Source organism: Paenibacillus sp. 01T442 (assembly GCF_056398345.1).
The window spans coordinates 79,064-91,453 of sequence record NZ_JBFTPF010000008.1 but is presented as its reverse complement, the minus strand read 5'-3'; the positions used below and the strand labels follow the sequence as shown (position 1 = coordinate 91,453).

At 41.0% G+C, this 12,390-nt stretch carries 7 protein-coding genes; all 7 read left to right on the top strand.

Annotation, left to right across the window (positions count from 1 at the left end; genetic code table 11):
- Positions 1–46: 46 nt before the first annotated feature.
- The 7 genes from AC1DLM_RS09850 to AC1DLM_RS09820 all read left to right on the top strand — a co-directional run bounded on the left by AC1DLM_RS09850 (position 47) and on the right by AC1DLM_RS09820 (position 12,331).
- Complete coding sequence (locus AC1DLM_RS09850; RefSeq protein ID WP_441990891.1) at positions 47–2,932, top strand: S-layer homology domain-containing protein; 2,886 nt, start codon at positions 47–49, stop codon at positions 2,930–2,932.
- A 337-nt stretch (positions 2,933–3,269) separates the two neighbouring features.
- Positions 3,270–6,293, top strand: coding sequence for an S-layer homology domain-containing protein (locus AC1DLM_RS09845; RefSeq protein ID WP_477569864.1), 3,024 nt, complete (start codon positions 3,270–3,272; stop codon positions 6,291–6,293).
- A 70-nt stretch (positions 6,294–6,363) separates the two neighbouring features.
- Entirely contained in the window at positions 6,364–6,900 is a 537-nt protein-coding gene (locus tag AC1DLM_RS09840) for a hypothetical protein (protein WP_441990889.1), read from the top strand.
- A gap of 152 nt (positions 6,901–7,052) precedes the next feature.
- Positions 7,053–7,319 carry an alpha/beta-type small acid-soluble spore protein gene (locus AC1DLM_RS09835; RefSeq protein WP_441990888.1) on the top strand — a complete coding sequence of 89 codons (267 nt, stop codon included), beginning with the start codon at positions 7,053–7,055 and terminating at the stop codon, positions 7,317–7,319.
- A gap of 497 nt (positions 7,320–7,816) precedes the next feature.
- The gene (gene metK, locus AC1DLM_RS09830; protein WP_477569863.1) at positions 7,817–9,031 is read left to right on the top strand and encodes a methionine adenosyltransferase; all 1,215 of its coding nucleotides are present in this window, start codon (positions 7,817–7,819) and stop codon (positions 9,029–9,031) included.
- 204 nt (positions 9,032–9,235) lie between these two features.
- Positions 9,236–9,532 (top strand): hypothetical protein, encoded by a 297-nt coding sequence (locus AC1DLM_RS09825; protein ID WP_441990886.1) that lies wholly within the window; start codon positions 9,236–9,238, stop codon positions 9,530–9,532.
- A gap of 195 nt (positions 9,533–9,727) precedes the next feature.
- Complete coding sequence (locus AC1DLM_RS09820) at positions 9,728–12,331, top strand: stalk domain-containing protein (RefSeq protein WP_477569862.1); 2,604 nt, start codon at positions 9,728–9,730, stop codon at positions 12,329–12,331.
- Positions 12,332–12,390 lie beyond the last annotated feature (59 nt).

The window sequence follows — 12,390 nt, the reverse complement described above, 5'->3', positions numbered from 1 at the left end:
TAAGTTTTATAACAAAAACTTTAAATATTAGGAGGAAATACCCTTTATGAAGAAAACATTATCCGTAGTTCTTACTTCCGCAATGGCTTTTTCCATGTTCTCGGCTGTCGCTTTTGGTAAAACATCTGCCGACTTCACTGACTTGAAAGATCTTGATGCAGCAACACAAACGAAATTTGATGCTATGATCTCTGCTGGTATCTTTGACGGCGTGAGCGACACGACTTTTGGCTTGAAAGAAGAAATGAATCGCGCTCAATTCGCTAAAGTAGCAGCTCTGATTATGGGTCTTGATGTAAATAAAGATCTTACAACTTCAAGCTTTACTGATGTTAGTGTAACCGACGCGGCTAATGGTTATGCACTTCCTTACATCGAAGCTTTGAAAACAGCTAATGTAACGGATGGTTATGCAGAAGGTCAATACAACCCGGCTGGTAAAGTAACAAAAGAACAACTAGCTACTTTCTTGGTACGTGTTCTTGGTAAAGACGCAGAAGCAAAAGCTTCGACTGGTACAGATGCGACAGTTTCTGGATGGGCACAAGGTTATGTAGCTGAAGCACTTGCATTGAAAGTTCTTTCCAATAATGCAGATGGAACGTTCGGTGGTATCACGAATGCAACTCGTGATCTTCTTGTAACTGGCGCATACGAAGCAAAACAACAATATGTACCAGCTGGTCAAGTTTCTTTAACGGAAGCGAAAGCTACTGGTATTCAACAAGTAACAGTAACGTTCAATAAACCAGTTGATACGACGAAAGCAACAGTTGCTTTGACTAAAGGTACAACTAACGTTGCAACAACTGCTAAGTTTGCAGATGATAAGAAATCAGTTGTGCTAACTTTGACTGATGTTAAAGTATCAGAAGGCGAATATACAGCAACACTTTCCGGCCTTGATGCAGCTAGTGTAGCTAAAGCTACGGCAACATTTACAGCTGAGAATGAAAAAGTATCAAAACTAAGCTTTGTAAATGTAAGTGATGTGGTTCCGCAAGTAAAGGATTTCGTCATTCAACTTAAAGCTGAGAACCAATATGGTGAAAATGCAACATTAAATGGTGGAAACTACTCGGTATTCGGTTACACAGGTTCAATTACCCGTAATGCAGATAATGGCTACCTCGAGCTTAAAGTAGATACGAGCGACACATCCAGATATCCTACTGAAATTGGTGTACTACCAATCACGGTTAGCTTGAATCAGTCGGCTGTATCAGTATCCAAAACATTTAAAATTGGGACTGAACAACGCGTTTCTAAAGTTGAACTAGGAACTGCGACTTATGAAAATGGTAAAACGGCACTATCAAGTGAAGGCGATAAAGTAACATATGACATCACAAGATATGATCAATACGGTTATAAAGTAGTAGCTGATGCTGCTGCATCAATTATGCCTGTTATTACACCTACTGACATGAATATTCTAGATAAAAAAGTTGAAGATAACAAAGTGGTAGTTACAGTAGCAACTGGTAAAAAGGTTGATAAAACGAGTGATTACACAGTAACTTACTACGAAGGCGGAGCTTCTGCGACGGCTACAGTATCTCTAAAAGCTGGTGCTGTACCAACTAAACTAGAATTCGGCACTTATAACGGAGTTGTTGCTGATGGTGATACTAGTGCAAAATACATTCCAATCGTAGCTTATGATACGGAAGGCAATGCTCTATCCACACAAGATATTGTTGACAATGCAGGTAGCATTAACTTCACAGTTTCTGGTGCAACAGTAGCTACAGGGACAGATGTAACTTCGAATGGTATTGTAAAATATGGTGAAAACAAAGGTAAACTAAAACTAAGCTCGATCCAAGCAAAAGAGAGAGGCGTTGTATACCTATACATGTCCATCTACAATGCTAACGTACAGACACAAGCACAACTTCCGTTGACTGTGGTTGCAGCTCGCACACCAGAGAGTGTATTGCTATCAGGTGATGAGCCAACGACAAAAGCATTGGTAAATGCTACAACAACATTTAAAGTTCTTGTAAAAGACCAATATGGCGAAACGCTTGATACAGTCCCTACAGGATACGAAGTGAATGTAAATGTAGAAGGAACAACTGCAGGTGTTACTGTAGATTCCGCAGCGCAAGCTACTGGAGATAACTTCAAAACCGATCTAAAAGGAAAGCTTAATGATAAAGAGATTACTTTCACGGCAGCTTCCCTGGGTAAAACAACAGTTAAAGTAGCACTTACAAAAGGTGGGCAAGAAGTAGCGCCAGCTTTGAAAAGAACTGTAGAGGTTGTAGAAAACTCAGATCTAGTGTATAAAGCAAAAGCAGTTTCAGATGTATTTGCAATTACAACAAATGAACTAGCAAAAACAGGCGATTTTGCAAATGGTTCAGTGAGTAAATTTGCAAAAACATTAGGGGTTACAGTAACGGATAAATCAGGTAACACAGTTGCTGTACCAAGTGATCTTAAAGCAGTGAAAACAGCTTATACAACTGATTCTAATATCGCTACAGTAACGACGGATGGTAAAGTATTAGGTCAACGTGTAGGTACTGCGACAGTTACTGCTGTGGTGTATAAAGCGAATGGCGAAACGGAAGACTTCACTTACACAGTAAATGTAAAAGCAGACGCGCCAACAGTTGCAACACTGACTGCAGATGCAAGTGCAACATACAGTTCAACTAAGGATGTAGCTCAAATGTTGAATGTAAAAGCTGTTGATAACTATGGCACAGAGTACAAATATACAGATGGTGGCGTAAATGAAGTCAAAGCATACCAAGATTTCTTAGGGGTACAATATATTATCTCTGATGTTCAAGGTGGCGGAACTGTAGTATACAACCCGAGCACTGATAAAATAACAATTAGTGGAACTGTTAATGAATTTGTTGTAAAAACAATTGCATCTAACGGTAAAACAACAAGCACTGTAGTTTCGAACTAATAAATTTAATAAAAAAGGAGTCATCTTTGGGAATTTCCCAAGGATGACTCCTTTTTGTTTTTAATTATTTTTATAAGTTCAAGCGATTCAAAAATTATTTTTTATTTTTTTATAGGTAAACGCAACTTTTTAAGATTATATGCGTTTAATACTTTGAAAACAAAATGAAGTGATCAAAAATAAAAAAAACTTTACGGAGCTATTCGACCATTGTATAATGTGAATTGGTATGAATGGATATTATCGTGAAATTACTAGTTTCTAAAGTAGCCAATAGAGCTACTAATGAACTTAGTTATACTTTATGCTCTAACTCTGGAAAGGAGGTGAACCAAAAATGAGTACATCGAGCTCAAATAATAATGGTTTTAAAGAAAAAAATTATACAGATATTCAAGGAGGAGAAAAAAAGGTTATGAAAAAAAGTTTATCCGTAGTTCTAACAGCAGCAATGGCATTATCCATGTTTTCTTCCGTAGCATTTGGTAAAACATCCGCTGATTTCACAGATCTTAAAGATCTTGACGCAGCTACAAAAGCAAAGTTTGACGCTCTTATCAGCGCTGGTATTTTTGATGGCGTGAGCGACACAACTTTCGGTTTGAAAGAAGAAATGAACCGTGCTCAATTCGCGAAAGTTGCAGCTTTGATCACTGGTATCGAAGTTAATAAAGATCTTAAAACTTCCAGCTTCTCCGATGTTAAAGCGGATGACGCAGCTAACGGCTACGCACTTCCTTTCATCGAAGCTTTAAAAGCTAATGGTATCACTGATGGTTACGGTGAAGGCACTTACAACCCAGCTGGTAAAGTAACAAAAGAACAACTTGCTACTTTCTTGGTTCGCGTTCTTGGTAAAGATGCTGATGCTAAAGGCAAAACAGGTACTGATGCAACAGTAACTGATTGGGCACAAGGTTATGTAGCACTTGCACTTGAATTGAAACTTCTCTCCAATGGAGCAGACGGTAAATTCGGTGGTACATCCAACGCAACTCGCGATCTTCTTTTGACTGGTGCATACGAAGCGAAAGCTCAATACGTATCCCCAGGTAAAGTATCCGTTTCCGAAGCAAAACCAACTGGCGTACAACAAGTAACAGTTAGCTTCAGCAAACCAGTTGATGATACTAAAGCTAAAGTTGCTTTGACAAAAGGTAGCTTGGCAGTAGCAACAACTGCAAAATTTGCAGATGACAAAAAATCAGTTGTTTTGACTTTGACTAGCGTTAAACTTACAGATGGCAGCTACACAGCTACGCTTTCCGGTCTTGATGCAGCTAATGTTGACAAAACAACAGCTACATTCACAGCTGAGAACGAAAAAGTTACTAAACTTAGCTTCGTAAACGCTAGTGATAAAATTCCACAAGTAGCTAACCTAGTTCTTTCAGTTAAAGCTGAAAACCAATATGGTGAGAATGCTACTTTGAACGGTGGTAACTACTCCGTATTCCCTTCAACTGCTGGTACATTGACTCGTAATGCTGACACAGGTTACCTTGATTTGAAAGTAGACACTCATGACGCAGGATTATATCCAACCGAAATTGGTGTGTTCCCAGTAACTGTAAGCTTGAATCAATCTGCTATTTCCGTATCCAAGACATTTAAAATTGGTACAACGCAGCTAGTATCCAAAGTTGAGCTTAAAGATGCAGTTTATGCAACTGGTAAAACTGCTCTATCTGCTGAGGGCGACCAAGCTACATTTGATATTACAAGATATGACCAATATGGATTCAAAATGGTAGCTAATGCTTCAACTAGTATTACTCCTGTTATTACACCTACAGACATGAACATCTTAGATAAAAAAGTTGAAGATAATAAAGTGAAAGTTACAGTAGCTACAGGTAAAAAGGTTGATAAAACTGCTGATTATACTGTAACTTATTATGATACTGGAGCTTCAGCAACTGCAAAACTATCCTTAAAAGCAGCAAGTGTACCTACGAAATTAGAATTTGGTAGTTTCACTGGAACAATTGCAGACGGTGATACAGCTGATAAGTTTATTCCTATCGTTGCTTACGATGCTGAAGGGAAACAACTTTCTGCACAAGATATTGTTGACAATTCCGACAGCATTAGCTTCACAGTTTCAGGTGCCTCTGTTGTTAATACTGGTTCAGAAGTAACTTCCAAAGGTATTGTTAAATATGGTGAGAACAAGGGTAAATTGAAAATTAACAATGTGACTGCAAAAGAGAGAGGCGTAGTTTACCTCTACATGTCAATCTACAATGCTAACATTCAAACGCAAGCTCAATTACCATTGACGGTTGTGGCTGCACGTACACCTKAGAGTGTAATTCTTTCTGGAACTACAGAACCAGCTAAAAAAGCTCTACCTACTGCAACTACAACTTACAAAGTTTTGGTTAAAGACCAATATGGCGAAACATTGACAGATGTACCAAGTGGTTATGCAGTAACAGCAAATGTTGAAGGTACTTCCTCTGTTGTAACTATCGCTAATGCAACAGTAACACCAACAACATTAAATACAGGCGACAATCCTATTAATTCTGTTCTTAAAGATAATCTGAATGACAAAGAGATTAAGTTCACTGCAGGCTCAACTGTAGGTAAAACAACTCTTAAATTCACGATTACTAAAGGTACGACTGAAATCTCTACACCGTTCAAGAGAACTGTTGAAGTTATTGAAAACAAAGACTTGACATACTCAGCTAACACGCTTTCCGATTTGTTCGCTATTCAAACAAATGATAAAGCGAAAGTAAGCACAAGCATCTTTGCTGACGGAGCTCAAAGTAAATTTGCTAAAGGTGTAGCTGTTACTGTTAAAGATAAGGCTGGCGACACTGTAGCAGTTCCAGATGCATTGAAAGCAGTTAAAACTGCATTTGTGGTGGATCCTAACATTGCTACTGTAACTGCTGCTGGTAAAGTGCTTGGTCAAAGAGTAGGTACAACTACTGTTACCGCTGTTGTTTACAAGGCTAATGGTGAAACACAAGACTTCACTTACACTGTAAATGTAAAAACTGATGCACCTGTAGTTGCAACATTAACAGCTGATGCAACTGCAACTTACAGTGCAGCAAAAGATGTTGAGTATTTGGTTAATGCTAAAGTTGTTGACAACTACGGTGTTGAGTACAAATATGTTACTGGAAGTCCAGATGTGAACAACATCAAGGTATACAATGACTTCTTTGGAGTTCAGTACATCATCTCTAACGTACAAGGTGGCGGAACTGCGAAAATTGATACAGATCCAGCAAACACTGCAACATATGGTAAAGTAGTTTTGACTGGCGTTGTTAACGAATTTGTTATCAAAGCAGTTTCTAGCAATGGCAAAACAACAACAACACTTGTAACAAGATAATAATTAATGTTAAGTTTAAAGAGACCCTTCGGGGTCTCTTTTCTCATTTATTCAAACGGAGGAACACCAAATGAACAAACAGAAAAAGCTCCTACTTCTGAGTGCTTGTAGCTTTATAGTTTTAACTTTTTCATCTACTTCCCAAGCCGAAGCCCCATCACCAGGTACAACCGACCCGCTGATCACCCAAAGCTATTTCGAACTGCACACATTGAGCGAAGCCAAGGTGAAGGAGATTGTGGCCTCCGCGATCGCAGCGAATGCTGGCGGGAGCAACGGAGGCACGAGCACTACCCCTACGGCAGCTGCGATTATGAAGGTTGTCCAATTGGAAAATGGACAAACCTTGTATGCCGGCGCTGGCGCGGAATTTATCGTGCGAAGCGGCAAAGTACTAGCCGTGAGCAACGATGAGAACGGCATCCCGGATGTAACGGGAGGCAAGGATCTGCCAGCAGGGACGGAAGTCGCGCTGAATCATCTTTTAATTTTCCCAACGGAGGGCCGCGGGATTAAGCCTTCGCCAAAAAATGACACGTCCATATATGTCATGGTACGTGGTGGATTTTTGATTTTGAATGCAGACGGTAGTAAAGTTCCGCAATAAATAAATGTCTACTCCATAATTTTACCCAAAATGACAACTTCTTATTCGGTTCACGGAGCCGATTCTAGCCATACTATTAGCGTATCCCGTTAATCGGGTAGCTGCTTATGGAGTGCATGATCTGAACAAAAACTCTAAGGAGGCGTTTGGGTATGGCTAGAAATAAAGTGGTTCCGGAATCGAAAAAGGCTTTGGATATTTTAAAATACGAAATTGCTGCTGAATTAGGTCTGCCAGTAGGCCATTCGATGTCTGCCAATGCAGATACAGAATTTGCGGGTGAGCTTGGTTCTATTCCTTCAAGTTCTATGAAAAAAGACTACTGGGGACATATCACCTCCAGGGATGCAGGCGCTGTAGGCGGGCGTATTACGCAGCGTCTGATTCAGAGAGCAGAAGAAACCTTGTTTACCTTGTAGGTATTATTCCTTCTATTATAGTGATGAGAAAGAGGTCGGCTATAGGCTGACCTCTTTCTTCAAATTTTCAGAGATTACAAAATGTTCACGAACTCAGTTGTTAATATATAGAGTAGTATAGATAATAGCTGTGAAAAAAAAGTGAAGCGTACCTTAAAGTAAACTTAATAAGAAGATTAATGATATTGGAAATTATAAATTGACATTACACGACAAATAAAGTAGGATGGTTAATTGAAGGTCAATATTCAATTTAACCTTTTCCAATAGGGGAAGGTTCATTTTAATGTTGTCTTTATTCATGTATTGTCTTTATTTATGCTTTATCTATTTGTACCAGTGCGGAATTCAAAGATCTTATCAGCGCATGAGCGCAAAAGAGGGATTCCGTTTGGCGAGAAAAGCTAACGCTAAAGCCGGGCCCGATTTTTTTATCATAGAGGCATCGAGTAGAAGCTTTTCAAACATACTAAATGTAATGTAGGAGGATGAATAATATGGCTCAAGTTCGTGGACGTCGTTTATTTACATCCGAATCCGTAACAGAAGGTCATCCAGATAAAATTTGTGACCAAATTTCTGACTCGGTTTTGGATGCATTTCTTGCTAATGATCCGAATGCTCGTGTAGCATGTGAGGTATCTGTAGCAACTGGTTTGGTTTTGGTAATTGGTGAAATCACTTCGAAGTCTGAATATGTAGATATTCAAGCAATTGCAAGACAAACAATTAAAGACATTGGTTACACACGCGCGAAGTATGGTTTCGACTCCCAAACATGTGCGGTTCTCGTTTCGTTGAACGAGCAATCTCCTGATATTGCACAAGGTGTTGACAGAGCCCTTGAAGCAAGAGAAGGTAACATGTCTGATGAAGAAATCGAAGCAATTGGTGCTGGTGACCAAGGGTTGATGTTTGGTTTTGCAGTAAATGAGACGCCTGAGCTTATGCCTCTTCCGATCTCTATTTCTCACCAATTGGCTCGTCGTTTGACTGAAGTTCGTAAGAACGGCACTCTTCCATACTTGCGTCCAGATGGTAAAACTCAAGTAACTGTTGAGTACATCGATGATAAACCTGTTCGTGTAGATGCAATCGTTGTATCCACACAGCATGATGAGAACACAACTTTGGAGCAAATCCAAAAAGATATTAAAGAACATGTTATTCTTCCAATCGTTCCAGCACATTTGTTGGATGAGAAGACGAACTACTTCATCAACCCAACTGGCCGTTTTGTTATTGGCGGTCCTCAAGGGGATGCAGGTCTTACAGGTCGTAAAATTATCGTTGATACGTACGGTGGTTATGCTCGTCATGGCGGCGGCGCATTCTCCGGTAAAGATCCGACAAAAGTTGACCGTTCTGGTGCCTACGCGGCGCGTTATGTTGCGAAGAATATCGTAGCAGCTGGCCTTGCTGAGAAATGTGAAGTTCAATTGGCTTACGCGATTGGTGTTGCTCGTCCAGTATCCATTGCTATTGATACGTTCGGTACGGCTAAAGTGAGTGAAGAGAAGCTTGTAGAGCTGATCCAATCCAACTTTGACCTACGCCMAGCGGGTATCATTAAAGAACTTGATCTTCGTCGTCCGATTTACCGTCAAACTGCGGCTTATGGTCACTTCGGCCGTAACGATCTAGATGTTCCTTGGGAGCGTACAGATAAAGCAGAATCATTGAGAACTCAAGCGTTAGAGCTTAAGCATTAATAGAGAGAGGCCGTCCTTTTGGGGCGGCTTTTTGTTTGTATATTACCAACAAAATCTTAATTTGCTACAGTAAACATTTTATTTTCCTTTTGCTAATAAACGTGGTACTATATATATATGTCATCTGATGCTAATTCATAGGGAATTATGTTATGATGAATACTAGATAAGTTCTGGTTTATTAGAGGAAGGGAGAGCGATATCTTGGAAAACGAATTGAAAGACGCACTTGCCGCTATACTTAAAGCAGAATTATCACCAGTACTTATGGGCCTTGATGGGATTGATTCTCGATTAAATGGTATGGATGTAAGATTTGATAGTATCGATGCTCGCTTAGGGAGAATAGAGTTAGAACAAGCGCAAATCAAACAAGCCGTATTGGAAACTAATGAGATTGTGAAGCGGATAGAACTTGTTCAAGCGCAACAACATGAAATTATTGTTCTTCTGTCAGCACGTTCGATTGAACACGAGGCTAAACTTAGACGAATTTTGTAAACATATATAAGCATCTCAAGCAGAGAGCAAACCCAGTAGGGTTGTGCTCTCTTTTTACTTTTTTACCCATTATCTGTGACATATGAATACAACATGGGGAATATCGTAACTTTTTCCATAGTTTAAGAGTCTATATAGTTATCGGTTTAAAGATAGATACTAGACTTAGATTAAAAAGAGGAGTGGAACGGCAACGTGAAGGTACAGAGGCAAGTAGGAGTAGCAGCGCTGGCTTGCGCTATGGTGTGGCAGTTGGTATCGGGAGTTACGGTAAATGCGGCAGGCACGAAGCTGACGTTGAGCTCGCAAGAGACGATCACATCAGGTGCAATTATGAAGAATTATGTATGGTCGACAACACGAAGCAATAAGGATGTATCGGTGAACGCCAATGTGATCGAAGTGGATCTGACGAACCCGAACGTGAAGATAGACGCAATGGCAGGAACAAACAATCAGTTCACGAAGAACCAGAGTGTGCTCGGCATGGTGAAGGATACAGGCGCTGTAGCAGGCGTGAACGGGGATTTCTACAATACCCAGGCGGAAGGCGTACCAGAGGGGGCGCAAATCACGAATGGACAGGTGATGGCGACGCCAGCGAAGATTTCGGGATTGTACTCGTTTGCTATTACGAAGACGAATCAACCAATTATTGATATTTTCGATTTCCAGGGTACGGTTACGGCAAAGGATGGGACAAAGTTCGAGCTGGGTGGCGTGAACAAAACGTTCTACTGGGACGATAACGATGTTCCGCTGATTGCGGATGGTCTTTTCCTTTATACAAGTGCTTGGGCGATGACACAGCGAGCTGTGGATGGGACACACGTACCTACTGAGGCGCTTATCCAGAACGATATCGTTAAGGAAATTCAAGTTGATACGAATGTGAAAATGATTGCTCCTGCAGATGGGTATATCCTTAGGGGCTCCGGTTTGGCTAGAGAATTTATTGTAAATCATCTCAAGGTTGGCGATAAAATCTCGACGAAGTACGACATGATTCCACACGATGCGTCGAAGACATATGATTGGAAGAACTTCAAAATGCTAATCGGCGGTAGCACATTGCTGGTGGATGAGGCGAAGCCGAGCTATTTTACGCGGAATATTAATGATTTCAACGGATATAGTCCCGTTTCTAGGACAGCAGTGGGTTACTCCAAGGATCTGAAGAAGGCTTATATTATAACAGTGGATCGCAACGGTCCTAGTGCAGGGATGACGCTGCCAGAGCTGCAGCAATTCATGATTGATGCTGGTGTATGGAGAGGGATGGTCCTCGACGGCGGTGGATCGACACAGATGGTGTCTAGGCCGCTTGGTGATGTAGATCCGAAGTTAGTGAACAAAACACAGAACGGGAATCAACGTGCGGTAGCAAATGGTTTGGGCGTATATTCGACAGCGCCAAAGGGTGATTTGTTAGGTCTTATTTTAAAAGGGCAATCCTTATTATTCGTAAATGAATCCAGCACTTATCAATTCAAAGCTTATGATGATTATTATAATCCTATAGCCGTAACAGGTATTGTACCACAATGGAGCAGCACGATGGCCAATGGCTCGTTCAAGGATAACGTATATACACCAACAATGCCTGGGAAAACGCAGATTGTCGCAAAATCAGGTAAAGGATCCGCAACGATGGATGTCGAAATTGTCGGGCGTGATCAAATTACGTCGATGGCTTTTAGCTCAGGGTCATTTTCATTGACAGAAGGTGGCGATTTCAAGCTTCCTATTACTGTTACAACACGAAGTGGAGCAACTCGGGAATTACCCGCGGCATCAGCGACTTGGGAGCTAAGCGGAGTTAAAGGTACCATTACGAACGGGGTTCTCCACGTAGATAGTACAGCGGGCGCACAAACGGCTCAGGTTATCGCACGATACGATGGGTATAGCACCATGGTCACTTTGCCTGTAGGACAGGAGAAAGTGTGGTACGATTTAGATAAATTTGCTGTTATGACAACAGGGGACAAATATCCGGCTGAGGTCGTTTCCACCGTTAATATTGTGCAAAACAATGGAAATAAGAACTTAGAAATCGCCTATGATTTCTCCAAGGGACAAGGAACGAAAGCAGCTTATGCAAGGTTTAATAATGGGAATGGCGCGCCGATTGAGGGTGAACCTGAATTTATAACGGCTAAAGTCTTGGGTGATGGCAGCTTCAACTGGGTCCGTGCAGAGGTCATTGATGCGGATGGTAAGTTGAATTATGTTAGTTTTACGGAAAATATGAACTGGACAGGCTGGCGCAAGGTGACGGCGGATGTGTCGGATCTGAAGGCACCGTTCCTTGTGAAAAGCATTTATGTCGCAAATCCAGCTAACGGGCAGGATGAAAGAGCCGCGAAAGGGAAAATTAATATTGACGATATTTCATTCATTTATAAAGGACAAATGCCAGCGCTACCGAAGAGTGCAGTTAAACTTACTGTAAATAAGAAGCAAGCAACTTTGAATAGCAAGCCGATGACGTTGGAACAAGCACCGACGATCGTGAAGGATAATACGTTGGTTCCGATTCGTTTTGTCACAGAAGCATTGGGTGGCACTGTAAAGTGGGATGACAAAGAACGTAAGGTAACTGTCCTTCGAGGTGATAAACTAATTGACCTATGGATTGATCAAGCTGATCTGCTTGTAAATGGCGGTCGTGTCACGGCAGAAGTGGCTCCAGCGATCATGAATAATGTGACAATGGTCCCATTACGGCTCATTTCGGAGCGATTAGGCTTCAAAGTAGGCTGGGATCCCCAGAATTACGGAATTTCTATTGAATAAATAGTACTAGAAGTACACGGCAAACGGGAAGAACTATGCTACAATATGGGGTAGACAAC